The organism is Sphingomonas sp. G-3-2-10 (assembly GCF_012927115.1).
Lineage (GTDB): Bacteria > Pseudomonadota > Alphaproteobacteria > Sphingomonadales > Sphingomonadaceae > Sphingomonas.
The window spans coordinates 2,951,905-2,976,725 of sequence record NZ_JABBFY010000001.1; the positions used below are offsets into that span (position 1 = coordinate 2,951,905).

General features: G+C 65.4%; 23 protein-coding genes. 8 read left to right on the top strand and 15 right to left on the bottom strand.

Annotated elements, in window-relative coordinates; all coding sequences use genetic code 11:
* Positions 1 to 31: 31 nt before the first annotated feature.
* The 3 genes from HHL13_RS14855 to murA all read right to left on the bottom strand — a co-directional run bounded on the left by HHL13_RS14855 (position 32) and on the right by murA (position 4,193).
* Positions 32 to 1,234 (bottom strand): diguanylate cyclase, encoded by a 1,203-nt coding sequence (locus tag HHL13_RS14855; RefSeq protein WP_169556395.1) that lies wholly within the window; start codon positions 1,232 to 1,234, stop codon positions 32 to 34.
* A gap of 88 nt (positions 1,235 to 1,322) precedes the next feature.
* Positions 1,323 to 2,876, bottom strand: a complete 1,554-nt coding sequence (locus HHL13_RS14860; RefSeq protein ID WP_169556396.1) for an MFS transporter — start codon at positions 2,874 to 2,876, stop codon at positions 1,323 to 1,325.
* A 33-nt stretch (positions 2,877 to 2,909) separates the two neighbouring features.
* Positions 2,910 to 4,193 carry a UDP-N-acetylglucosamine 1-carboxyvinyltransferase gene (murA, locus tag HHL13_RS14865; protein WP_169556397.1) on the bottom strand — a complete coding sequence of 428 codons (1,284 nt, stop codon included), beginning with the start codon at positions 4,191 to 4,193 and terminating at the stop codon, positions 2,910 to 2,912.
* Positions 4,194 to 4,315: 122 nt separating this feature from the next.
* Here murA and HHL13_RS14870 point away from each other — a divergent pair, with 122 nt between their 5' ends.
* Complete coding sequence (locus tag HHL13_RS14870) at positions 4,316 to 5,050, top strand: Crp/Fnr family transcriptional regulator (RefSeq protein ID WP_169556398.1); 735 nt, start codon at positions 4,316 to 4,318, stop codon at positions 5,048 to 5,050.
* Positions 5,051 to 5,323: 273 nt separating this feature from the next.
* Here the strand turns inward: HHL13_RS14870 and clpS are convergent, their stop codons facing one another.
* From clpS to phaC, 7 genes are all read right to left on the bottom strand, one after another.
* Positions 5,324 to 5,659, bottom strand: a complete 336-nt coding sequence (gene clpS / locus HHL13_RS14875; RefSeq protein ID WP_169556399.1) for an ATP-dependent Clp protease adapter ClpS — start codon at positions 5,657 to 5,659, stop codon at positions 5,324 to 5,326.
* A 228-nt stretch (positions 5,660 to 5,887) separates the two neighbouring features.
* A complete protein-coding gene (locus HHL13_RS14880; protein ID WP_169556400.1) occupies positions 5,888 to 6,448 on the bottom strand; it encodes a nuclear transport factor 2 family protein in 561 nt (186 codons plus the stop codon).
* Between the two features lie 11 nt (positions 6,449 to 6,459).
* Positions 6,460 to 7,320: an SDR family NAD(P)-dependent oxidoreductase gene (locus HHL13_RS14885; RefSeq protein ID WP_169556401.1), complete on the bottom strand. Its 861-nt coding sequence runs from the start codon at positions 7,318 to 7,320 to the stop codon at positions 6,460 to 6,462.
* A complete protein-coding gene (locus HHL13_RS14890) occupies positions 7,317 to 8,129 on the bottom strand; it encodes a TauD/TfdA family dioxygenase (protein WP_240953715.1) in 813 nt (270 codons plus the stop codon). Before HHL13_RS14890 ends, HHL13_RS14885 begins: the two co-directional genes overlap by 4 nt.
* A gap of 71 nt (positions 8,130 to 8,200) precedes the next feature.
* Complete coding sequence (locus tag HHL13_RS14895; protein ID WP_346775564.1) at positions 8,201 to 8,881, bottom strand: TetR/AcrR family transcriptional regulator; 681 nt, start codon at positions 8,879 to 8,881, stop codon at positions 8,201 to 8,203.
* A gap of 124 nt (positions 8,882 to 9,005) precedes the next feature.
* Entirely contained in the window at positions 9,006 to 9,800 is a 795-nt protein-coding gene (gene phaP / locus HHL13_RS14900; RefSeq protein ID WP_169556403.1) for a phasin family protein, read from the bottom strand.
* A 119-nt stretch (positions 9,801 to 9,919) separates the two neighbouring features.
* Complete coding sequence (gene phaC / locus HHL13_RS14905; protein ID WP_169556404.1) at positions 9,920 to 11,641, bottom strand: class I poly(R)-hydroxyalkanoic acid synthase; 1,722 nt, start codon at positions 11,639 to 11,641, stop codon at positions 9,920 to 9,922.
* A gap of 128 nt (positions 11,642 to 11,769) precedes the next feature.
* On the opposite strand from phaC, the gene HHL13_RS14910 reads away from it, so the two are divergent.
* From HHL13_RS14910 to HHL13_RS14920, 3 genes are all read left to right on the top strand, one after another.
* Positions 11,770 to 12,975, top strand: a complete 1,206-nt coding sequence (locus HHL13_RS14910) for an LL-diaminopimelate aminotransferase (RefSeq protein WP_169556405.1) — start codon at positions 11,770 to 11,772, stop codon at positions 12,973 to 12,975.
* Between the two features lie 122 nt (positions 12,976 to 13,097).
* Positions 13,098 to 14,855 (top strand): sensor domain-containing diguanylate cyclase, encoded by a 1,758-nt coding sequence (locus tag HHL13_RS14915; RefSeq protein ID WP_169556406.1) that lies wholly within the window; start codon positions 13,098 to 13,100, stop codon positions 14,853 to 14,855.
* 155 nt (positions 14,856 to 15,010) lie between these two features.
* Entirely contained in the window at positions 15,011 to 15,424 is a 414-nt protein-coding gene (locus tag HHL13_RS14920; protein ID WP_169556407.1) for a thioesterase family protein, read from the top strand.
* A gap of 4 nt (positions 15,425 to 15,428) precedes the next feature.
* Here HHL13_RS14920 and HHL13_RS14925 read toward each other — a convergent pair whose 3' ends face one another.
* Positions 15,429 to 15,914, bottom strand: a complete 486-nt coding sequence (locus HHL13_RS14925) for a helix-turn-helix domain-containing protein (RefSeq protein WP_169556408.1) — start codon at positions 15,912 to 15,914, stop codon at positions 15,429 to 15,431.
* 149 nt (positions 15,915 to 16,063) lie between these two features.
* On the opposite strand from HHL13_RS14925, the gene HHL13_RS14930 reads away from it, so the two are divergent.
* The 3 genes from HHL13_RS14930 to HHL13_RS14940 all read left to right on the top strand — a co-directional run bounded on the left by HHL13_RS14930 (position 16,064) and on the right by HHL13_RS14940 (position 20,499).
* On the top strand, positions 16,064 to 16,378 hold the full coding sequence (locus HHL13_RS14930; RefSeq protein WP_169556409.1) for a hypothetical protein: 315 nt from the start codon (positions 16,064 to 16,066) through the stop codon (positions 16,376 to 16,378).
* A gap of 127 nt (positions 16,379 to 16,505) precedes the next feature.
* Positions 16,506 to 18,596, top strand: a complete 2,091-nt coding sequence (locus HHL13_RS14935) for a bifunctional (p)ppGpp synthetase/guanosine-3',5'-bis(diphosphate) 3'-pyrophosphohydrolase (RefSeq protein WP_169556410.1) — start codon at positions 16,506 to 16,508, stop codon at positions 18,594 to 18,596.
* A 106-nt stretch (positions 18,597 to 18,702) separates the two neighbouring features.
* Positions 18,703 to 20,499, top strand: coding sequence for a DUF885 family protein (locus tag HHL13_RS14940; RefSeq protein ID WP_169556411.1), 1,797 nt, complete (start codon positions 18,703 to 18,705; stop codon positions 20,497 to 20,499).
* 5 nt (positions 20,500 to 20,504) lie between these two features.
* On the opposite strand, the gene HHL13_RS14945 is transcribed toward HHL13_RS14940, so the two are convergent.
* Positions 20,505 to 21,623: an acyltransferase family protein gene (locus tag HHL13_RS14945; RefSeq protein WP_169556412.1), complete on the bottom strand. Its 1,119-nt coding sequence runs from the start codon at positions 21,621 to 21,623 to the stop codon at positions 20,505 to 20,507.
* Positions 21,624 to 21,627: 4 nt separating this feature from the next.
* Positions 21,628 to 22,377 carry a GDSL-type esterase/lipase family protein gene (locus tag HHL13_RS14950; RefSeq protein WP_169556413.1) on the bottom strand — a complete coding sequence of 250 codons (750 nt, stop codon included), beginning with the start codon at positions 22,375 to 22,377 and terminating at the stop codon, positions 21,628 to 21,630.
* A gap of 124 nt (positions 22,378 to 22,501) precedes the next feature.
* On the opposite strand from HHL13_RS14950, the gene HHL13_RS14955 reads away from it, so the two are divergent.
* Positions 22,502 to 23,602, top strand: a complete 1,101-nt coding sequence (locus HHL13_RS14955; protein WP_169556414.1) for a glycosyltransferase family 2 protein — start codon at positions 22,502 to 22,504, stop codon at positions 23,600 to 23,602.
* A 48-nt stretch (positions 23,603 to 23,650) separates the two neighbouring features.
* Here HHL13_RS14955 and HHL13_RS14960 read toward each other — a convergent pair whose 3' ends face one another.
* Positions 23,651 to 24,382, bottom strand: a complete 732-nt coding sequence (locus tag HHL13_RS14960; RefSeq protein ID WP_169556415.1) for a methyltransferase domain-containing protein — start codon at positions 24,380 to 24,382, stop codon at positions 23,651 to 23,653.
* A 1-nt stretch (position 24,383) separates the two neighbouring features.
* Positions 24,384 to 24,812: a GtrA family protein gene (locus HHL13_RS14965; protein ID WP_346775565.1), complete on the bottom strand. Its 429-nt coding sequence runs from the start codon at positions 24,810 to 24,812 to the stop codon at positions 24,384 to 24,386.
* Positions 24,813 to 24,821 lie beyond the last annotated feature (9 nt).

Consider the following 24,821-nt stretch of genomic DNA (forward strand, 5'->3'; position numbering starts at 1 on the left):
CCCATCCTCCCGTTTCGGGCAGGATAGCGTGTCAGGCCGCGAGCCGCACCTGGTTCCGCCCGCCTTCCTTGGCTCGGTACAGCGCACCGTCCGCACGGCTCACCAGCCGGTCGCGATCCTCGCCGGGCACCAGCAGCGCGATGCCGGTGGAGAGCGTTACCGCAGTTTCCTTTCCGTCATCCAGCCGCACCTTGCGGCCGGCGATTGCGCCGCGCAGGCGTTCGCACGCGATCCGCGCTTCATGCTCGTCGGTATCGGGCATCAGGATCGCGAATTCCTCGCCGCCCAGCCGCCCGACGACATCGCTTGTGCGCATCGTCTCGCGCGCGGTCCGCGCCAGCACGCGCAACACTTCGTCGCCCCCGGCATGGCCGTAGCTGTCGTTGATCTTCTTGAAGAAATCGACATCGGCCACCGCCACCGATAAGGGCGACCCACTCCGCTTCGCCCGCGCGACTTCGATCTCGAGCGAACTCATGAAGCTGCGGCGGTTGGCAAGTCCCGTCAGTTCGTCGGTGGTCGCGCTGACCCGCAGCCGCTCGTTCGCTGCCCGCGCGCGCTTCTGCGCCCGTGCGGTGGAAATACCCGCCGCTCCAGCAATCAGCAGCAGCACGCCACCCACCGTGGCCAGCGCATAATAATGCCGCTGGATCGCCTGCTCCGCGATCTCGTTCAGCCGCCCGCGCTCGGCGAGCAGACGCCGCTCCTCGGCCTCGATCCCGCCCAGCACCGCCAGCAGCCCTTCGATCTGGTTGTAGCCCGACCCGCTCTGCACGATCGCCACCGCTTCGGCCTCGCGCCCTTCGCGCCGCAACCGGATGACATGATCGAGCACCGCATAATAGCTCGTCATATGCTGCTTGAGGTCCGCCACCTGACGGCGCTGGAGCGGATTGTCGCCGGTGCTCTCTTCCAGCCGCGAGACGAGTGCCGGCGCCTCCGCCAGACCCTGCTTGTACGATTTGAGGAACTTCTCGTCGCCGGTGATCAGATAGCCACGCTCCCCGCGCATCATCATGTTGATTGCCGATTTCAGCCCCTCGGCCGCGACGATCACTTCGAGGGTGTGGACATACCAGGCCTGCGCCTGCCGGCGCTGTTCGGCTGCGCTGTTGGCATTGCCGATGATCGCGCCGAACAAGGCGGCCAGCACCAGCAATGCGCCAAAGCCGAACGCGAGCCGCCGCTTGCGCCCGCGCCATACCGCGGCGTCGTTCAGGGGGGTATCGACCATTACGCACACTCCCGGGCTCTGCCCCCGCCCGGGTTCGATCTACTTGATGCAGGTAAAGGAACTCCTGCCAGCGCCTTGCGGATAGCGCCTAGACGTCGAGTTGCCGGAGATCCCCGCCCCGCGTCTCCCGCCCGAACCATGCCACCAGCCCCAGCGCGGCCACGGTCGGCGCGATGATCATCGCCGCCGCCGCGCCCATCGCCGGCACCAGCGCGGTGATCGACAATGCCTGCGCCGCGACGCCGCCGCCCTTGGTGCACGCCGCGACCCAGCCGGTGGCGCGGCCGCGCACGCGGAGCGGAAAGCTCTCCGCCGTATAGGGCAGCAGGATCGCGAGGATGCCGTTCGATCCGACGATCAGCAGCGCGACCGGGATCACCGGGCTGCCATCGCCAGCCAGTTCCAGCCGCAGCACGAGGATCAGCCCGATCAGGGTAATCGCGATCATCGTCACCAGCGACCATTTGGTGCTCCAGCGGCTGTACATCAGCGCGCAGACGAACACCGTGGGGAAGGCGATCAGCGCCGACTGGGCCAGCAGCCAGCTCGACAATTCGACCGAATAGCCCTTCGACACCAGATCGGCGGGCAGCCACAGCAGCAGCCCGAAATTGATCAGCCCCCACGCGATCGCCGCGATCGACAGCGCCGCCAGCTTGCCGATCAGCTTCCGGCCGGTCAGCGCGCCGTGCGAATGGCCCGCGGCTGCCGCCGGAGCCGCTTCGGCCTTGCGCGCGACCGATCCGAACTTGCGCATCACCGCCGCCGCTTCGGCGGTACGGCCGCGCGCCAGCAGGAACTTGGCGGATTCGGGGATGAAGGCGCCGAGCAGGACGAGGATCAGCCCGCTGGGCAAGTTGAGCAGCCACAGAATCCGCCAGCCGAATTCGGGCTGGAGCAGCGCGGAAAAGCCGCTCGCCGCGAAATAGCCGCCGACGCCGCCCAGCCCGCCGACCAGCACCAGCGCCCAGCCGCGATGGCGCGTCGGCATCATCTCGGCGAGCAGGGCGTAAGTGACCGGCAACATGCCGCCCGCCGCCGCGCCCATCATGAAGCACATATAGATGTTCCACTGGAGCGACGGCATCGCTCCACAGATCGAGGTGCCGACGAACATCACCGCGGAAAGCAGGATCGACGCCTTGCGCCCATAGACGTCGGCGATGATGCCCCACAGCACCGATCCGGCGACCGTGCCGATCAGCGCGAAGAAGGGCACCAGCGAGACGGTCGATTTGGCCACGCCATATTCCGCGACCATGCCGGGCACGGTGAAGCCGAGCGAGGCGGGCTTCATCACGTCGATCACCAGCGCGACGACCAGCACGACCATCAGGCCCCAATGCGCGGGTCCCAGGACGGCATCTTCGGGCGCCGCGACGACGATATCCTCGGCCGCCTCGCGTTGCTGCTTCAGGTTGCGCGGGAGCAGGCCCCAGGCCGCGACCAGCACGCCGCCGACGATCAGCCCCATGCCGGCGACCATGTCCCAGCCCATCTCCATGCCCGCGAGCATGAAGTGCATGTCGCGGCCCATCATGAACATCGGGATGTGCATCAGCACCCCGATGGTGACGGCGACGCAGCCGAGCGCGAACGCCCAGACGGCCTGACGTTCCGACAAGGTATTGCTCAATTGCATGCCGCCCCCTCCCAAGGCCCGGCCGGCCGCCCCTTAGCCGTCGCCGACGCGCTCGATATCGGCGCCGACGCCCTGAAGCTTCTCTTCCAGCCGCTCGTAGCCGCGATCGAGGTGGTACACGCGGTTGACCTCGGTCTCGCCCTCTGCCGCCAGACCGGCGATGATCAGGCTCATCGACGCGCGCAGATCGGTCGCCATCACCGGCGCGCCGACCAGGCTGGCATTGCCGTGGACCACCGCGGTACGGCCGCGCACGTCGATATGCGCGCCCATGCGGGCCAGTTCGGGCACGTGCATATAGCGGTTCTCGAAGATCGTTTCGGTCAGCACGCTGGCACCATCGGCCTTGAGCAGCATCGCCATGAACTGCGCTTGCATGTCGGTGGCGAAGCCGGGGAACGGCGCGGTGCTGAGCGTCAGCGGCTTGAACTTCCCGTCCGACGCGATGCGGACTGCGTCCTTCTTTTCCTCGACCGTCACGCCCGCGTCGATCAACGCGTCCAGCGTGGCGCGCATGTCGGTGGCGTTGGCGCCGACGAGGTCCAGATCGCCCCCAGTGATCGCCGCGGCGCAGGCATAGCTGCCCGCTTCGATCCGGTCCGGCATCACCGCATAGGTCGCGCCGTGCAGCCGGTCGCGGCCCTCGATCTCCAGCGTCTCGGTGCCGATCCCCGAAATCGACGCGCCCATCGCGACCAGCAGGTTGCACAGATCGACGATCTCGGGCTCGCGCGCCGCATTTTCGAGGATCGTGGTGCCCTTCGCCGTCACTGCGGCCATCAGCACATTCTCGGTCGCGCCGACCGAAACCACGGGAAAGCGGAAGCGTCCGCCGGTCAGGCGGCCACCGGGCGCGCTGGCCTTCACATAGCCCGCCGCGACTTCGATCTCGGCGCCGATCGCTTCGAGCGCCTTGAGGTGCAAGTCGATCGGGCGGTTGCCGATCGCGCAGCCGCCTGGGAGCGACACGGTCGCTTCGCCCATTCGGCCGACCAGCGGGCCGAGCACGAGGATCGAGGCGCGCATCTTGCGGACGATGTCGTAGGGCGCGACCGTCGAGGTCAGCTGCTGACCCCGCATCGTCATCACCCGGCCGAAGTCGCTGGGCCGGCCGCCTTCGATCGTGGTCGAGACCCCGAACTGGTTAAGTAGATGACCGAAGCTGTCCACGTCGGCGAGCCGTGGTAGATTCCTGAGCGTCAGAGGTTCGTCAGTCAGCAATGCGCAAGGCATCAGCGTGAGCGCGGAGTTCTTCGCTCCGGAAATTGCGATGCGTCCGGAGAGCCTGTTTCCGCCGCGGATCAGAATACGGTCCATGTCGGGCTTCTAGTCCTTCGGGCGGCACGCGCAAGCTCGGTCGTTTTGGGTAGCATTGATCGACTTTAATGCATTGATTCCACAGCGATGCTTTGCATTGCGCGGTGGGGGGAAGCGATTGCGTGTCCGGTAGTTGTTTTGCCGATGTGCTGAGTGAACTGGTCGATCTGACGCCGCTCGAACAAGCGGCGCTCGAACGGCTGGAGGAACGCCAGCGGCAAGTGCGCCGCGGGGCGATCGTTCAGCGTGAGAACGAGAAATGCTCCGAGCTCTTCGTCCTGCGCAAGGGACTGATGATGAGCTATGTGCTGCTGGACGACGGCAGCCGGCAGATCCTGCGCTTCCTGTTCCCCGGCGACATGCTTGGCCTGTCCTCGATGATCTATCGCGAAGCGCCCGAGACGCTGTGCGCCCTGTCGGACTGCGTGATCAGCCCGTTCGACCGCAGCGTGCTGGCCGATCTGATGGTCGCCCACCCGCGCCTTTCGGCGATGGTGCTGGTTTATAGCCAAGTCGAGCGCGTGTCGCTGACCGACCGGCTGGCCGCGCTTGGCCGCACCAGCGCGAAAGCGCGCGTCGCGGCCCTGCTGCTGGAACTGCGCAACCGCTTGCGCGCGACCGACAAGAGCGTGACCAACGCCTTCCTGCTCGGGTTGACGCAGGAGGAAGTGGGCGACGCCACCGGGCTGACCGCGGTGCACGTCAACCGGATGCTGCGCCAGCTCGAGGAAGAAGGCATGATCGCGCGCGAAGCGGGCAAGGTCACCCTGCTGGACGAACGCGGCCTCGCCCGCGCGGCGAACTATGTGAACCGGTTCGAGCGGCTCGATCTGGGCTGGCTGCCGACTCCGGCCTGAACGGCGCGGAATGACGAGGTCACACCAGGGTCACACTATCGCGCAGGGTCCGCAGGCGCGGCGGGCTTCGCCGGTCGCGCGAAGCGGAAATTGACACGAAGTTGACACTATCGCGCGGGGTTCGCGGACGCGGCTATCGCATTGCCGGTCTCGGGGATTCGCGATGTCAAAGAGCGCGCGCCAGGCTTCCCGGCGCGCCGAGCCAAGCAGGCGAGATCCAACATTGCAAGGGGACGGAGGGAGAGCAGTCCGGGACCGGTCAGCCTGTAAGCGTCACGCCTTTTCGAGCGTGCATTGAAGCGGGTGCTGGTTCTCACGGGCGAAGTCCATCACCTGCGTGACCTTGGTCTCGGCGACTTCGTAGCTGAAGACCCCGCACACGCCGACGCCGCGCTGATGCACATGGAGCATCACCTGCGTCGCTTCCTCCATCGTCATGCGGAAAAAGCGCTGGAGGACGAGCACGACGAATTCCATCGGCGTGTAATCGTCGTTGAGCATCAGCACGCGATAGGGCGTCGGCTTCTTGGTGCGCGTGCGCGTACGCGTGGCGATCCCGACCGACGGATCGTCGCCCCGCCGGTCGTTATCGTCGCCGTCTTCGGCCATTCGGATCTGAAGGGGTGATGTCACGGAAGTGAAAATATGATGCCCACCCCGGAGAGGCAACCCCGAGGCGCGGCGTGAACCATGATTTGGGGGTGGGGTGGGGGGAATCGGCGAGCGGATCGGGAGGTATCCGGAAGCGAAGCCGCAAGAGCGGAGTTTGGAAACTGTTCGAAAGCGAGAGTCGCCGTACCTGCCCGCCGGTCACTGACCGGCCGTCGGCAGCTTGTGTCACCAGCGGCTCACCGGAGCTTCCTGCGTAAGCGGACGGCTGTATGAAATGTCTTCCTTGTCACGGGTACCCCTGGTGTACCCTTGCTCGACGAACAGCGGCGACTGGAGGATCGAAGCATCGCCCGCCAGCAGCAGATCGACCGTCGCGCGCCGCAGCGCGATTTTCCACACCCCGTCGCGCCGCTCCAGCCGGTCCACATATCGACCGTTGATCAGTCGCGCGGTCTTGCCGTCATTGTTGAGCAGGCCGACAAGCACATAGCTTTCGCAATGGGCGATATCGCCGTCGATCTCGCACAGATGCGTGGTGATGTTGTGGAGATGAAGCAACGAGCCCTGCGCATGCACGCGGTTTGCCCATTCGGCATAGGCCGGCCCCGCATTGATGGCGTAGCCATGTTCGTCAACGCCGTCCGGATGATAGGCTGCGGTGATGATGTCGGCGTCGAGCCGATCGTGGCCGCGTGCCTGACTGGCAATCACGTCCTGAATCTGCAGCCTGTCATTCAGGTAGCGCACATCGCGCTGGAGCTGGGTGATCGCGTCAGCCTGGGTCATACTGCCTCTCGCTAGCGGATGATGATCGGGTACTGCACGCGGGGCTCTACCTTGTGCGTGTCGCGATAGGAGGCGGGCTGCCGTCCGCCCGCATCGGCAATGCCGTAATGTTTCGCCATCTCGGCGCCGATCACGGTTTCGCCGCTGCGCGCCATCACATCGGGATCGTTGAACAGCGCCCAGATGACATGGCCGGTGAACTCGGACGTCTCGGTCCGATTCTCCAGATACCCATATTTCGCGGGCTCCGACGCGATCAGCGCCTCAAGCCGGGCGGTCCGCAGCGCGCCCATCCAGATCGAAAGGGCAGCGACGCCGAACTCCCGCAGATCCACCGCCATGTCGGCGGCGAACTTGTCCATTCCGGCCTTGTGTGCGCCATAGGCTGGACCGAACACATAATGGACCGCACCCGAAGCCGAGGTGAAGACCATCAGCCCGCCGGGCCGCTCGATCATCAACGGCGCCGCATGATAGCTTGCGACATAGGAGCTGCGCAGGCCGACATCGAGCATGTCCGCCAGCGCCAGCGGTTTCTCCCAGAAATGGCCCGGCTGGGTCAGCTCGTCGCGCAATGCGCAGGCATTGTTGACCAGAATGTCCAGCCGCCGCTCCGTTTTCGATACACGGTCGAACAGTCTTTCGACCTCGGCGTCGTCGCCATGATCGACGCGCACCGCCATACCCCTGCCGCCAGCCGCGGTCACCGCAGCTGCGGTCTCATGGATCGTGCCGGGCAATGCCGCGTCGCCTGCCTTCTCGGACCTGCCGGTCACGTACACGGTGCAGCCATGCGAGCCGAGTGCGATAGCGATGCCCCTCCCTGCGCCGCGGCTTGCGCCGGTGACGACAGCGACCGGTGCGGCGTTCATGCGAAGGGCTCGTCGCCCTGGAGAGTCGTGCGATGCATCAGCCTGCCGCTGTCATGCGGATAAGCGAGCACGCGATGCATCGTGCCGGTGTTGTCCCACATGACAAGGTCGCCGACGGTCCATTCGTGGCTGTAAACGAATTGCGGCTGCGTGGCGTGTTCGCGCAGCCGGGTCAGCAAGGCCCAGCCCTCACGCAGGTCCATTCCCTCGACATGCGACGCGGTAGAGCCCAGCACGAGCGATTTGCGGCCCGACCGGTGCTTCCACACCAGCGGCAGCACCGCGGGTGCGAAACGCTGCCAGTCCTGCAGATCGGCATAGGCCGGTTCGGGATTCACATAGCGCTGCGAAGTCTCGAACATATGGACGACGCGCAGCTTCTCGAGCGCGGCCTGTTCCGAAGGGGGCAGATCGTCGAATGCGGCATAGGTGTTGGCGAACTCAGTCTGTCCGCCGACGGGCGACCGGCGGCGGCAGCTCATGATCGACGCGAAGATCGGCACGTCGGACATGGTGCCGTCGATGTGCCAGAAGAAGGCGCCCTTGGTGTAGGCGAACAGCGGATTCTCATTGGGATCCATGCTGATCTTGAAGATGCCCTGCGCCATCGCGCCCAGCGTTTGCGTGAAGGCAGACTGTTGTTCGTCGGTCAGATTGAGCTCGCGGAACAGCACGACGCGGCGATCTTCAAGCAGCGACCGGATTTCCGCGCCATGCTCGCCGGAAAGCAACGCATCCGCGTCGATCCGCACCTCGGTCCCGATACGCGCGCTCAGCTCGACCTTCCGAAGCTGCGTCCGTGTAGCCATCATCCTGCTCCTGACTCCCGCCCCATTCAGGGAGCGAATGCCATACAGTTGTATAGCATCGTGCGTGCGAGTCAAACCGCGCCGGGAGGCGAGCCGATTCTGTGCAGCCAGCGCTCGACGAGCAGGCGCATCTGATCATGGCCGATGCTGACGCCCAGACCCTGTTCCATGATCAGCGCTCGCGCAGCGCCTTCGATCAGCAGCGAGACGGCGGCAGGTGGATATAGGGCGGGATCGATGCCGGCTTCCGGAAGCAATTGCGCGAACGCCTCCGCCAGCAACGTGCGCGTCAGCTCGATGTGCTGCGCAATCTCCAGCCTGATGACCTTGCGGTGATTGGCCAGCGCCATGAATTCGACCGCAAGAACACTGACATCCGGATCCGTGGATTGCGTCCATAGCGTGCGGAGCGGGTCGCCGGACGCCATTGCTTCCCTTTGCTGCTGCGTGGAGCGCTCGGCGGCGCGCCGGTAAACAGCGAGGAGGAGGTCATCCATCGTCGGGAAATAATATTGCACCAACGCGGGCTTGATCCCCGCGCGATCGGCGACGCGCCGGGTGCTCACCGCGGCATAGCCCTCCTCGACCATCACGGCCTGTGTCGCATCGAGTATCGTCGCGCGTGTTGCGGAGCGCTCGCTGCCGACCCTTCGCTTCTCCTTCATCCGAAAGGAATGCGCGATGCACCCGCCGTGCACAAGTTTCGTGTCCGCCGCGTTTTCAGCGCCCGCTTTCGGGATCGGCAAAACCACGCCGAACGACCGCAATCGGCGCGAAAAGCCGTCAGCGCATTCGACACGCTCGCAGCCCTCGCCCCGAACGCAAAAAGGGCGCCCGCTTTCGCGGACGCCCTTCCTTACGCGGTACTGAAGTCGCTTACGCGGCCAGCTTCGCCTTTTCGGCGGCCAGCGCGACGCGGCTCGACAGCGGCTGGGCGGCGTCGCCGGCCAGCTTGATCAGCGCTTCGGTGGTCTTCGACGCTTCGGCGACATACGAGTCGAACGAGGTGCGGAAGAAGTCGCTCTGCAGCTTGAACAGCTCGGTCGGCGACTTGACGGCCGACATGCTCTTCAGCGCGGCGGTCGCGGCTTCGAACGACTTGCGGCTGTAGTCGGCGGCGTCCTGGCCGAACGACTGCAGGCCCGCGGCAGTGATCTTGCCCGATTCGACGACGGCTTCGAGATTGCCCTTGGCGAACTCGTTGGCTTCCTCGGCCAGCTTGGTCGACTTCTCGACGGCAGCCTTGGTGCGGTCGTTGAAGTCAGCGAAGAAAGCCTGCGCCTTGGCGACGTTGGTTTCGATGGTTTCCATGATCTTGTCTTCCTTCAGTGCGGCCGGAACGACGGTTTCGACGGCCTCGGTGACGGTCTCGATTGCCGGGGCCGGAGCCTCGGGCTGAACTGCTTCTACTGCGGCCTCGGCTGCCTCGACGACGGCTTCCACCGTCACGACGGGCGCTTCGGCCAATACTTCCACTACCTGCGGCGCTGCTTCGACGGCTGCGACCGGCTCGGGCGACACGAACGGGACCATTGGGGCCTCGACGGCGACCGGCACGGGCTTCTTTTCAACCGCGACGGCAGCAACCTTCGGCTTCGATTCCACCTTGGGGCGAACCGGCGCCTTCGGAGCTGCGGGCTTACCCGTGCCCTTGGGACCCTTGCTTGCCATCTGGCTTCACCTCGAAAAGAGTTGTTGCTGCAATGCCGCATATATGATTGTGCGCCGCACAATGCAAGAGCATTATTGTGCAGTGCAGCATAGCCGTAATTCGAAGTGAAATCAGCTCTTTACCGCGCCCGTACGTAGTCCCCCGGGGCATCGCCGAGCGGCTTCAGCTTGCCCTTGCCCGGCACGCGAGCACCCTTGGCAGGGACCTTCGCATCATCGACGCCGGCGATCCATTCGATCCAGTCCGGCCACCAGCTGCCCTTGGTCTCCTTTGCGCCTGCAACGAACTCGGCGAGCGTCCCGGCGTTCCCGTCATTGGTCCAGTATTGATATTTTCCGGCCGAGGGCGGGTTCACCACGCCGGCTATATGGCCCGAGCCCGCAAGCACGAACTTGAGCGGCCCCTTGAAGTGATGGGTGACCTTCCACACGCTCTCGGGCGGAGCGATATGATCCTCACGGCCGGCCTGGATATAGACCGGCGTGGTCACCGCGGAGAGATTGACCGGCGTGCCGCCGATCGTGATCGCGCCGGGCTGAGCCAGCTTGTTGTCGCGGTACAGGTCGGTGAGATAGCTCATGTGCCATTCGGCGGGCAGATTGGTGACGTCCGAATTCCAGTGGAGCAGATCGAACGGGGCATAATCATTGCCCATCAGATAATTGTTGGTGACATAGCTCCAGATCAGGTCGCGGCCGCGCAGCAGGTTGAAGGTCATCGCCATGTAGCGCCCGTCGAGAAAACCCTCGCCGCCCAGACTGCGGATCATCTCGAGCTGTTCGTCGGTGATGAAATGGGTGAGCTCGCCGGCCTGGCTGAAATCGACCTGCGCAGTGAAGAAGGTCGCGCTCTTCACCTTCGCCGCTTCGCCGCGCGCCGCGAGCACGGCCAGCGTCGCGGCCAAAGTGGTGCCGGCGACGCAATAGCCGATGGTATGGACGCTATCGACCTTGAGCAGATCGCGGACCGTGTCGATCGCGTCGATCTGGCCGCGCTCGATATAATCGTCCCAGCGGACATGCTTCATGCTGGCGTCGGCCGATTTCCACGAGACGACGAACACCGTCAGCCCCTGTTCGACCGCCCAGCGGATGAAGCTTTTCTCGGGCGTGAGGTCGAGGATGTAGAAGCGGTTGATCCAGGGCGGGAAGATGATCAGCGGCGTCGCGTGGACGCTATCGGTGACCGGCGCATACTGGATCAGCTCGTACAGTGGGGTGCGGTGGATCACCTTGCCAGGGGTCGTGGCGAGGTTGCGGCCGACCTCGAATGCGTCGGGATCGACCTGAGTCATCTGGCCCTTCGAAAGATCGGCCATCATGTGCTGGAGACCCTTCAACAGGCTCTCGCCCTTGGTCTCGATCACCTTCTCGATCACTTCGGGGTTGGTCGCGGGGAAGTTGGACGGGCTGACCGCGTCGATGAACCCCTTTGTGGCGAAGCGAATCTGCTCTTTCTGGCGATCGTCGACGCCCTCGATTCCCTCGACACCGCGCAGCAGGTGATCGGCGATCATGAAATAGCTCTGGCGGAGGAAATCGAACACCGGCTCCTCGCGCCACTGCTTCGCCTTGAAGCGCTTGTCGCGGGCCTGTTCGGGGGTTTCCTCGAACGGCTTGCTATGCTCGGGATCGAGGAAGCGCTGCCACAGCGCCATCGAATCCGACCAGAAATCGGTGGTCGCCTGAAGCGCTTTCGCCGGATCGAACATGGCGGAGACGGCAGGCGCGCCTTTCATCGCGTCTAGCCCGTTTTCCAGCATCATCTGCTGCGCCCGGCCGAGCACCCAGGTCCAGTGCTGCAGGTCTTCCAGTTTGGGGGGCTCGGTCGTCTCGGGCATCGGCGATCCTCTTCTGCAGCCACTCTAGCGCCCGCATGCCGGTTCGTCATTCCCGTCCGCGCGCGAATGATCTAGGGAACCGGCACGGCACAAGGACGTGTCGCCATCCAACCCGAAAGACCGAGGAAATGTCCGAAGACTTCTACCGCATCAAGCGTCTGCCCCCCTATGTCATCGCCGAAGTAAACGCGATGCGGGCAGCGGCGCGAGCGGCGGGAGAGGACATCATCGATCTCGGCATGGGCAATCCCGACCTGCCGCCGCCGCCGCACGTCATCGAAAAGCTCTGCGAAGTGGCGAGCAAGCCCGACGCGCATGGCTATTCGGCGTCAAAGGGCATTCCCGGACTCCGCAAGGCGCAGGCCAATTATTATGGCCGCCGCTTCGGCGTCGAGGTGGATCCCGAAACCGAAGTCGTGGTTACGATGGGATCGAAGGAGGGGCTGGCCAGCCTCGCCACCGCGATCACTGCACCGGGCGACGTCGTGCTGGCGCCGAACCCGAGCTATCCGATCCACACCTTCGGCTTCATTCTGGCCGGTGCGACGATCCGCGCCGTGCCGACCACGCCCGACGAAGCCTATTTCGAGAGCCTCGAGCGCGCGATCGCGTTCACCGTGCCACGGCCGAGCATCCTCGTGGTCAACTATCCGTCGAATCCGACCGCGGAAACGGTGGACCTCGCCTTCTACGAGCGGCTGGTGGCGTGGGCGAAGGAGAACAAGGTCTGGATCATCTCGGACCTTGCCTATTCCGAGCTTTATTATGACGGCAAGCCGACCGTTTCGATCCTGCAGGTGAAGGGCGCGAAGGACGTTGCGGTCGAGTTCACCTCGCTCAGCAAGACCTATTCGATGGCCGGGTGGCGCATCGGCTTCGCGGTGGGCAACAAGCAGCTGATCGCAGCGATGACGCGAGTGAAGTCGTATCTCGACTATGGCGCGTTCACGCCGATTCAGGCCGCCGCCTGCGCCGCGCTGAACGGGCCGCAGGACATCGTCGAGAAGAACCGTGTCCTCTATCACAAGCGCCGCGACGTGCTGGTCGAGAGCTTCGGCCGCGCCGGGTGGGAAATCCCTTCGCCCAGCGCGTCGATGTTCGCCTGGGCACCGCTGCCTCCAGCGCTGGCGCATCTCGGCAGCCTGGAGTTCACCAAGCAGCTGCTGACCCATGCCAAGGTCGCGGTCGCGCCGGGCGTCGGTTACGGCGAGAATGGCGAAGGCTTCGTCCGCATCGCGATGGTCGAGAACGAGCAGCGCCTGCGGCAGGCGGCGCGGAACGTGAAGAAGTATCTCCAGTCGATGGGAGTGAATACGCCCGCCAAGACCGGCTGATTCACGCGATTCCGGTCCGGCGCACCCCAAAAAATGCGCCGGACCGTTGCTTCTAAGGGATTGCCCGTAAGCAACGAATAACCCGCTTTTAGCTGTATCAGATCAATGCTGCCGGCATGTCGATGTCGCGTGAATACCGCCTGCCGTTCCTGCTTGCGCTGGGAGCCGGTTACGGCCTGCTTGCGGCGCTCGCCATCTCGCTCACCCGGCTGAGCGGCGGCGTGGCGCTGCTATGGGTGGCCAATGCGCCGCTGCTGGTGGCGCTTTCAATGCTTCGTCCGGTGCATTGGCGCGGCCCGGTCCTCGCCGCCGCGATCGGCAGCATGGCAGCAAGCCTGATCGTCTCGCCACTGGCGAGCGTCGCCTTTCTCTTCGTCGTGGCCAACATGGCCGAAGCGGTAATCGCCGCGGCCCTGCTGCGCCGCTGGAACGTGTTCGATCCGCCCTTGGCGAGCGCGCGATCGGTCGCACTGTTCGTGCTGGCCGCAGGGGCAATCGCGCCGGCGCTGAGCGGCATCGCAGCGGCCGCCTTCACCAGCATGATCGTGAATCACAGCTTTGGCGGCATCTGGGTCGATTGGGTGATCGGCCACGGCCTGGGCAGTTTGATCGCGACGCCGATCGCGCTGCTGGTGCTCCAGCCAGGCCGGATGGTCGAGAAATTCGCCAGCCGCGTCCATATCCTCGAAGCCGCCGGGCTGATGCTGCTGGTCGCCGCCGTCACCTTCGGCACCTTCAGCCAGAATACCCTGCCCCTGCTGTTCCTGATCAGCCTCCCCGTGCTGATCGCGACAATGCGTCTCCACCGCCTCGGCGCGGCGAGCAGCGTCGCGATCGTTGCGGTGATCGGCGGCTATATGACGTTGCGCGGCGCGGGACCGATCATGCTGGTGCATGTCAGCGAGGCGGCGCAACTCCAGTTCTTCCAGCTGTTCCTCGCGGTCCAGTTCCTGATCGCGCTGCCGGTCGCGGCGATCCTGTCCGAACGCGCATCGCTGTTCCGGGCGCTGCGCGAGAGCGAGGCGCGCTATCGCCTGCTGGCCGACAATGCGACCGACGCGATGCTGACGCTCGACCCCGACGGCACGATCCGCTTCGCCAGCGCGGCGACGCGCGAACTCGGCTTCTTCGAGCCCCGCAGCCTGGTCGGCCGCAGCGCATTGTCGCTGATCGTCGAGGAGGATCGCGAGCGGGTTCGCGAAGTCCATTACGCCGCGCTCGCCCGGCCGGACGAAAGCTTCTCGGTCGAGTATCGCGTGCTCAAGGCCAATGGCGAGATCAGCTGGTTCGAATCGAACATGCGCGCGGTGGCCGAGGAAGACGGCGTGGTGACGAGCGCGGTGAGCGTGATCCGCGCGGTGGGCGTGCGCAAGGCGCGCGAAGCCGAACTCTATCGTCAGGCGACCACCGATCCGCTGACCGGCCTGCTCAACCGCGGCGCGATCCGCCGCCGGATCGATCAGGCGGCGGCAAGCGACGCGCCCGCCGCGCTCGCCTTGTTCGACCTCGACCATTTCAAGCAGGTCAACGACCGCCACGGCCATCCGACCGGCGACGCGGTGCTGCTCGCCTTCGCCGATCTACTGCACGACAGCCTGCGCGGCGACGACGCGGTGGGGCGGATCGGCGGTGAGGAATTCGCCGTGGTGTTCAACGGCATGACCGTGCTTCAGGCGCAAACTGCCTGCGCGCGCCTGCGTGCGGCAGTTGCCGCGCAGCCGCTGGCGATGGGCATGGACGGGCCGATCTTCGTGACGGTCAGCGTCGGGCTGGTCGCACTGGAGGGCAATATTTCGGAAGCCTATCAGGCGGCCGACCGCGCCCTCTATGCCGCCAAGGCACATGGGCGGAACCGCGTGGAACTGGCGGAAGCCGCCTAGCCGCGTTAGGAGCGCGCGGCTGATACCGGGTTCCGCACCGGCCCGCTCCCCCCACCAGGCCACCCAACGGAAGTATATTCTATGGGTGGCCGGGTGGGGGAGCGGGCCGGTGCCGCTCAGTTCAGTAGAGCTGAACCCAAACAAAAAGTCTGCCCATGAGCGCTTTCTCCACCCAGTTCCGCGTCCGCTATGCCGAGATCGATGGTCAGAAGATCGTCTTCAACTCGCGCTACCTCGAATATGCCGATGTGGTGCTGAGCGAATTCTGGCGCTGGGCCGACCTGAGCGAGATCGGGCCGGACTGGCTGGACGCCGAGTTCAACATCGTCCGCGCGACGATCGACTACAAAAAGCCCTTCCGGCTGGGTGACACGGTGGACGGCACCGCATGGGTCGAGCGCGTCGGCAATTCCAGCCTGACCCATCTGGTCGAACTGCGCAGCGCCAAGACCGGCGAGCTGCACACCAGCATCGAAATCATCAGCGTCCATGTCGATCTGGAAGCGCGCAAATCGGCGCCGATTCCGCAGAGCGTTCGCGAGCGGCTGGAGAAGCTGGGCCGGAACTGACGGCTTATTCGGCCGCCTTCGCGTCCTCTTCCCACACCACGTCTTCGGGCAGCGACCAGAGCAGATCGCCCTTGGTCAGCACGCGGCCGTCATGCGCGTGAACCGCGACCTGCGCGATCGGCCGGCGATCACGGGCATCGACCAGGATCGGGCTGGCGGGCATGCCCGTCTCCCAGCGTTCGCCCCATTGGCGCAGCGCGATCATCGTCGGCAGCAGCGCAAAGCCCTTGTCGGTCAGACGGTATTCGATCTTGCGGCGATCGCTGGGATCGGGCGTGCGTTCGAGGATGCCGTGGCCGACGAGGCGCGCGAGACGGTTCGCCAGGATGTTGCGGGCGATCCCCAGCTCGGACTGGAATTCCTCGAAATGGTGGAGCCCGTTGAACGAGCCGCGAAGGATCAGGAACGACCAGCGCTCCCCCATCGCCTCCAATGCGGCGGGAAGGCTGCACAAGGCAGCCAGATCTTCTCTCAGTCCGTTCGCACCCATGATCTATCACCCTAACCCATAAAGCCCGCGGGCGAAACGGCATAACTTATTGCGCCGCAACAACAGTTTCTGCTTGCAACTTACCCTTATGTCAATTAGGTAGTGATTCGCAACCTAGTTGCAAGTCGGACGTACCCCAGGAGGCAATCATGACCCGTTTTCTCGCCGTCGCGGCAGCTGCCGCGGCAACGCTGGCGCTCACCCCCGCGGCCGGCATCGCGCAGACCACGAACGGCTATTACACCGCCGTCGCCGTGAGCGCGCCCGCCAAGAACAGCATCGTGACGCGCAGCACCGTGTGGCGCTGCGGCGAAGGCACTTGCGTCGCCGCCAAGGCGACCTCGCGCGACGCGATCATGTGCGAACTGGTCGCTCGTGAAGTCGGCCAGCTGTCGTCGTTCACCGTCAAGGGCCAGGCGTTCGACGCCGAAGCGCTGGAAAAGTGCAACGCCCGCGCCAAGTGATCTGATGCGATTTCGGCTCCCCGCGCCATCCGGCGCGCGGGGCCGAAAGCGTGTCCTCCGGGCCACGCCGGCAGAAAATCCCATGAATTTATTGCAAAGCAACACTTAGGCGCTCCATCTAGCGATTGTGCTGCGTCAATATGAACTGGTCGATCGGGTCCTGAGCTACGATCCCGAGGCGGATGAAGCCCTGCTCAACCGCGCCTATGTCTTCTCGGTCAACGCCCACGGCACCCAGAAGCGCGCAAGCGGCGACCCCTATTTCAGCCATCCGATCGAAGTGGCCGGCATCCTGACCGACCTGCACCTCGACGACGAGACGATCGCGACTGCGATCCTGCACGATACCGTCGAGGACACCGTCGCCACCCCCGAGGAAATCCAGCGGCTGTTCGGCGACAATGTCGCGCGGATGGTGGACGGCGTCACCAAGCTCTCCAAGATCGAAGCGCAGAGCGAGAATGAGCGCGCGGCGGAGAATCTGCGCAAGTTCCTGCTGGCGATGTCGGACGATGTGCGCGTGCTGCTGGTGAAGCTGGCAGACCGGCTGCACAACATGCGGACGCTGCACTTCATCAAGAGCGAGGAGAAGCGCCGCCGCATCGCCCGCGAGACGATGGATATCTATGCCCCGCTCGCCGAGCGGATCGGCATGTACGAGTTCATGAAGGAGATGCAGACGCTCGCCTTCCGCGAACTCGAACCCGAAGCCTATGAATCGATCACCCGGCGGCTCGACAGTTTCAAGATCGAGGGCGAGGACCGGATCGCAAAGATCGCGTCGGGCCTGAAGCTGCTCCTTTCGCGCGGCGGCGTCGAAGCCGAGCTGACCGGGCGCGAGAAGCACCCCTTCTCGATCTGGAAGAAGATGTCGGAGCGGCACGTGTCGCTCGAGCAATTGAGCGACATCATGGCGTTCCGCGCGATCGTCGAGACCGAGGAGGAATGCTATCGCGCGCTGGGGATCATCCATCGCCGCTGGCCGATGGTTCCGGGACGGTTCAAGGACTATATCTCGACACCGAAGCGCAACGGATACCGGTCGCTTCACACCAGCATCATTCATGCCGGCGACCTGCGCGTCGAAATCCAGATCCGCACCCGCGACATGCACGCGCGCGCCGAATTCGGTCTCGCCGCGCACTGGGCGTACAAGCAGGACAGCGTCCGCCCCGACACGCAGGTGAGCTGGGTCCGCGACCTGATCGAAATCCTCGAACATGCCGAAAGCCCGGAAGAGCTGCTCGAGCATACCCGGATGGCGATGTATCAGGACCGGATCTTCGCCTTCACTCCGCAAGGCGAGCTGATCCAGCTGCCCAAGGGCGCGACACCGATCGACTTCGCCTATGCGGTCCATTCGAACATCGGCGATCAGGCGGTGGGCGCGAAGGTCAATGGCCGCGTCGTGCCGCTGCGCACCGAAATCGAGCAGGGCGATCAGGTCGTGATCCTGCGCTCCAAGGCGCAGCAGCCCCAGGCCAACTGGCTGAACTTCGCGATCACCGGAAAGGCCCGTGCGGCGATCCGCCGCCATATCCGCCACAAGGAGCGCGAGGAGACGGTGGCGCTGGGGCGCAAGCTGTACGAGGAAATCCTCCAGCGCCTGCCCACTCGCGCCGGCGCTTCGGCGCTGAAGGACGCGCTCAAGCGACTCAAGCTGGCCGACGAAGCCTCGCTGATGGAAGCGATCGCGCGGCGCAAGCTGACCGATGCGCAGGTGATGGAAGCGATCATGCCGGGCTCCGCCGAGGGGCTGGAGCATGAGGAGCACCCGCCCCAGCTCCATGCGATCGACATCAAGGGACTGACGCCGGGCGTGGCGTTCACGCTTTCCGAAGGCTGCCGCCCTGTGCCGGGCGACCGCATCGTCGGCGTGCGGCGGCCGGGCCAGCCGATCGAAGTGCATGCGATCACCTGTTCGGACCTGTCGCAGGGCGAGGACGAGGATTGGGTGGACCTGACCTGGGGCGACAAGGCCGAGGGCGGGGTCGCGCGGATCAACGTGACGCTGAAGAACGAGCCGGGAGCGCTGGGCACCGTCGCGACGCTGATCGGGCAGCACAAGGCGAACATCCTCGGGCTGCGCATGGATAATCGCGACACGACCTTCCACACCAACACGATCGACGTCGAGGTGCGCAACCTGCCGCATCTGATGAAGCTGCTCGCCGGCCTGCGCGCGGCGGACGCGGTGAGTTCGGCCGAGCGGGTCTGAGCCCGCCCGGATCGACGCCCCCCGGCACCGTTTCGTCACATCGGCTTGTGCCCCCCGGACCAGCCGTTAGGCTCGCCCCATCCAAGCCATGACGAGGGGCATCTCTATGGACCGCCGTTCCTTTCTGCATACCGGCAGCGCCGCCGCCGCGCTTTCGCTCGCGCCCTACGCCGCGCGCGCCGCGGCTTCGGGCGACGATGCGAAGCTCAACGCCGCGTTCGACGCCGCCTTTCGCGCGGGCATCCTAGCTTCGCCCGAAGCGGCGACCCAGCTGGGGCTCGACAAGGGCGCGGATGCCGGGCTGAAGCATAAGCTGTCGGACCGCACCGCCGCCGCGCGCAAGCGCAACCTCGAGCGGACGCGCTGGGCGATTGGGGCGATCGAGGCGATCGATCCCGCGGGACTGTCGGCGCAGTCGAAGCTGGACCGCGAAGTCGTGCTCTATTCGCTGAACGGGCGGACCGTGGCGCCGGAGAAGTTCGGGCTCGATTCGGCGGTGCGCCCCTTCACCATCTTCCAGCAGGGCGGGGCCTATTTCTCGACGCCCGACTTCCTCAATTCGGCGCATACCGTGACCAATGCCGAGGATGCCGAAGCCTATCTCGACCGGCTGTCGGCGTTCGCGACGGTGCTCGATCAGGAGACGCACGAGCAGGAAGCCGATGCGGCGGGCGGGGTGGTGGCGCCCGGTTTCTGCCTCGAGCTGACGCTGGGGCAGATGGAAGCGCTGCGCAAGCCGGCGGCGGGCGACAGCGGGCTGACCCGGTCGCTGGTGCGGCGGACCAAGGACATTCCGGGCGACTGGGAAGCACGAGCGACCAAGATCGTGGCGGAGAAAGTCTATCCCGCGCTCGACCGGCAATATGCGCTGATCCAGAAGCTGCGCGCCAAGGGGCGGACGAGTGCTGGCGTGTGGGACATACCGCAAGGCGAAGCGATCTATGCCGCCGCGCTGGAATCATCGACCACGACCAAATTCACTGCCGCCGAGGTCCATGAGATGGGGCTGGAGCAAGTGGCGAGCATCACCGCCGAGCTCGATTCGATCCTGAAGGCTCAGGGGATGACGCAGGGGTCGGTGGCCGAGCGGCTGACCGCGCTGAACGTGAAGCCCGAACAGGTCTATCCCGATACCGCCGAAGGGCGGGTCGAGTTGATCGCCAGCCTGAACCGCGATCTGGAGCGGGTGACCGGGCTGTTGCCCAAGGCGTTCCTCAACGTGACCAAGGCGCCGCTGGAGATTCGCGCGGTGCCGGTCGAGATCCAGGACGGGGCGTCGAACGGCTATTACCGCCGCGCAGCACTGGATGGCTCGCGCCCGGCGATCTACTTCATCAACCTGAAGAGCGTGGGCGACTGGCCCAAATATACCCTGCCCTCGCTGACCTATCATGAGGGGCATCCGGGGCATCATTTGCAGATCTCGACCAGCCAGGAAGCCGAGGGGCCGCTGATCCGCAAGACGACCTTCTTCGGCGCGTACAGCGAAGGCTGGGCGCTCTATGCCGAGCAGGTGGCGGACGAATTGGGCGCATATCAGAGCCCGCTGGAGCGGGCGGGCTATCTCCAGTCCTTCCTGTTCCGCGCGGCGCGGCTGGTGATCGACACCGGCATCCACACCAAGCGCTGGAGCCGCGAGCAGGCGACCGATTACATGGTCAGGACCGTGGGCTTTGCCCGGCCGCGCTCACAGCGCGAAGTCGAGCGCTACTGCACCGCGCCGGGTCAGGCGTGCAGCTACAAGATCGGCCATATCAGCTGGGTGCGCGCGCGCGAGAAGGCGCAGCGGATCGCGGGCGGCAAGTTCGACCTGAAGCAGTTCCATGAAGTGATCCGCGCCGGCGCGGTGCCGCTGACGATCCTCGAGCGGCTGGTGGAGGAACGCGCGAGAAGCTGGGCGTAAAGCCCCTACAGCTCAAGCGGCTGCGTGCCTGAGGGCTTGCGGCTGGACCATGTGGCCGGAAGCTGACCGTTCAGCAGCAATGCGAGCGGCGGCGACCGCCGCACCACCGCGACATGGAAGATGTAGGAAACGGTGCCCACCACCAGAATGGCCGCCGCATATTCGATCAGCACTGGCCATTGATAGCGCGCGGCGAGCAGGTTCGTCGCGAACAACAGGGGAAAGTGCACGACATAGATGGTGAAGGACGCGTCGCAGAGCCGGCGCGTCAGCGGCGACGCGGTGCGGATGCGCAGCGCAGAACGGATCACGAGGATAACCGCAGCCGGCGGACACAAGGCGGCGACGACGAACCGGATCTGGATTTCCGCGCCCTCGACGTCGTCCGAGTACGGCGCATAGGCGAACCGCCAGACGAGATAGGCGCAGGCACTGAGTGCGAGCACGATCGCCGGCAGCCGCACATCGGACAGCAGGCGCCCGCGCAGAGCTGGCGACGCGGCAAGCGCCATGCCGAACAGGTAGAGCGGCAGATAGCCAAGGATCAGCCGCATATCCATTAGCATCCGTTGATAGACCGGCGGCGCGAACCTCAGCACGAGCCAGGAAATCAGGATCATCACGGTCAGCGACAGCACCGAGAGCGCGACCACCACCGACGCCTGCCCCAGATTGCGGACGACCGCGATGACGCGCGCGATGCGGCGCGGCGCGACCCGTTCGGCCAGCAGATAGGCGACGACCTGATAGAGCAGCAGCGCGTAGAGGAACCAGAGATGGTGCCACTGGAACGGCAGCTCGGCCGCCAGGCGATCGGCGGGCAGATTGAAGGCGAGCATCACCCAGATCAGCGGCGAGATCACGGCGACGCCGAAGATCGCGGGGATGCCGATCCGCAACGAGCGGTTCGCGATCCAGTCCACCGGCCGTCGGTTGCGCAGCGATCGTTCGGCAAGGAACCCGGCGATGGCGAAGAATGCCGCCATGCGGAACGCGGTCGACACCATTTCGATCAGGTCGAACGCCAGATGCTCCCCGTGCAGCATCGTGCCGTGAAAGAGCAAGCCTCCGGTCAGCAGCCCCGCGCGCCACGCATCGAGGCCGACGATATGCCGCTCGGCCAAGGGCTCAGCCCTGCTTGACGGGTACGGCGCAGCGCCTAGCTGCCTCGGGCAAGATACGCGGCAAGGCGCCATCGATCGCGCGTGCCCAGAGGCGATAGCCGTCCGCGTTCAGATGGATGCCGTCGTCGCGATAATAGGGGCCGGGGCGGCCATCGACGAGCAGCGACGAGGCGATGTCGAGAAAGGCGAGATCGGGCTGATCGGCGGCGAGGGCCAGGGCCCGCCGGTTGAATTCGATCTGCAACGGCCGCTCGTCCCACCGCGTCGGCGAAGGCTTGAGCGACACGATGACCATCATCAACCGGCCGTAACGAGCGCGCTTGGCGGCGATGAAGGCCTTCAGATCGTCCATCGCATGATCGGTGGTCCCGCCGAACGCAATGTCGTTCTCGCCAGCGTAGAACACGATCGCGGCGGGCTTCACGCTGTCCGGCTCGTTCTTGAAGCGCTGGGTGATCTCCTTCATCGTCGCGCCGCCGATCCCGCGGTTGCGCGCTTCCCACGGCGCCATATCCTCCGGCATGGTGCGCCAGTTGGCGATCGACGAGCTGCCGATGAACCAGATCGAGCACCCCCGCGACGAAGCCGGCACGGGCGCGGTCGGCAGCGGCGAAGCCGCGGCTTCAGCGATGAAGCGGTTGCGTTCGGAATTCTGGCCGAAGATCCATCCGGTCATGACCGCAAGGAAGATCGCGAGCGCGAACATGCCTTTACGCAGTACCGAGCCGTCCGATGCTGCTGGTTTACTCTGCATACTCAGTTCCTGACTCGCGCGGGCGGCAGGGTAGCGGATCAGGTTTAATCGAAGGTAAGCGCGGCGTGACACGCCCGCGAATCCCCCGATGACTAGCTTCACGAATCGCGCTAACGCCCCAGTCATGAACCGGCCCAAACTCTCCGTCGTCATCCCCTGCTACAATGAAGAGGCGTGCCTCGAGATGCTGCACGCGCGCGTCTCGGACGCGGCGCGCTCGGCGGTGGGCGAGGATTACGAGATCGTCCTGATCAACGACGGATCGTGCGACAAGAGCTGGCAGGTGATGCAGCGGCTGTCGGCCGCCGATCCGCATCTCGTCGCGATCAACCTGTCGCGCAACCACGGCCATCAGCTCGCGCTGACCGCCGGACTCGACCTGTGCGCGGGCGAGGAGATCCTCGTCATCGACGCCGATCTGCAGGACCCGCCCGAACTGCTGAACGACATGCGCGACACGATGAAGGCCGAAGGCGCCGACGTGGTGTTCGCGGTGCGGCGCAAGCGCGATGGCGAGAGCGTCTTCAAGCTGGCGACCGCCGCCGCCTTCTACCGCGTGCTCGATCGCGTGACCGACACGCCGATCCCGCTCGACACCGGCGATTTCCGCCTGATGAGCCGGCGTGCGCTCGACGCATTCCTGTCGCTGCCCGAACAGGCGCGCTTCATCCGCGGGATGGTCGCGTGGGTCGGCTTCAAGCAGGTGCCGTTCCTCTACGACCGGCAGGAGCGCCATGCCGGCGAGAGCAAATATCCGCTGAGCAAGATGATCCGCTTCGCGCTGGACGCGGTGACCGGCTTCTCCACCGCGCCGCTGCGTTTCGCCAGCCATGCCGGCCTCGCGCTGACCGGCGCGGCGGGCCTGCTGGTACTGTACGTCGCCTTCGCCTGGCTGACCGGCCGCGCGATCCAGCCAGGCTGGACCTCGCTGATGCTGGTCGTGCTGGTGCTCGGCGCGGTGCAGATGTTCGTGCTGGGGATGATCGGCGAATATCTCGGCCGGCTGTACGTCGAATCGAAGCGGCGGCCGCTCTATCTGGTCGCCGATGTCGCCGGGCCGGTGAAGGGCCATGCGTCGCTGGGCTATCGTTTCGAGGATTCGGGCGAAGTCAGCGTTTCGCCGGTCACGCCGCGTCAGGAGCTGGAAGCGAGCGAGCCCGCCACGGCGCCGATCCCGCCTTTGCCCGCCTCGCCGCGCCGCCGTACGCCCCGGACGAAGGCTTAAGCCAACCTATCCTCTCCCATGAAGATGGGAGAGGGCCAAGAAGCGCGCTCAGCCCTTGGGCGACGCCAGCACGATGATCGAAAGGCCCGGCGTCATCGGCACGCGGCCGAGCAAATGGCGTTCGAGCCCGAAAATCTTCTCGAACACCGCGTTCAGTGCCTTGGGCGGCGGCGAATCGTCGCTGTCGTCCTTGCCGGTGAGCTTGCCCGCCAGCCGCGCGGCGACCGCTGCGGGGAAGAGCAGCGAGTTGAACCAGCGCAGCTTCTTCGACTTGAGGTCGGCGGCATCGAGCGCGGCCTGGAGCGTGCCCTTCGAATAGCGGCGCTTGTGGTGGTTCACCACGTCGTGCGCGCTCCACATCCACTGGTGCGCGGGGACGGTGATCAGGATCTTGCCGCCGGGCTTGAGCGCCTTCGCCATCGCCTTGAGCGCGGCGACATCGTCCTCGACATGCTCGACCACGTCGAGCACCGCGACCAGATCGTAGCTGCCCGGCTCGACGCCGGTCAGTTCGGGCAAGGGCGACGAGCCGACCGGCTTGCCCAGCCGTTCGCTGGCGAAGCCGCGCGCCGTCTCGTCGATCTCGATCGCGTCGACATCGCCGAAGCTGGCGAGCATCGGGAGATTGTGGCCGGTGCCGCAGCCGATCTCGAGGATCTTCGCATCGCGGGGCAGCGCGGCGTAGCGCGAGAGATAGTCCGACAGGATCTCGCGGCGCGCGCGGTACCACCAGTGGGTGGTGTCGTGCGCAGCCATGCGGTCATAAACGACGCGGTCCATCTTATCCGAATACCCATTTGCGGTTGAGCGCGAAGGTCGCGAGGGGAGTCACCAGCACGATCGGGATCAGCGGCAACCATTGGGGGCCGTGATAGGGCCCGGTGATGATCCAGGTGAAGAAGGCGTTGAGCAGCAGCCCGGATCCCTGGACGAGGAAGAATTTGGCGTGCTGGCGCCCGCTCGAATCGCGCGTGCCGTGCCCCTTGAAGCTCCAGAAGCTGTGCATGAAGAAACCGGCGGTCGCGGCGACGAGGAACGCCGGCGGCACCGCGGCCACCGCCCATTTGCCCGGCAGGACGTAGTAGGCGAGCGGCAGATACACCGCCGAATAGATCAGCGTGGAGATGACGCCCGCGATCCCGAAGCGGATCAGCTGGCCAAGCATCCCGCTGGTCCACAAAGTTTCAACCTGTCGAAGGATCGCCGTCACTGTTTGCCT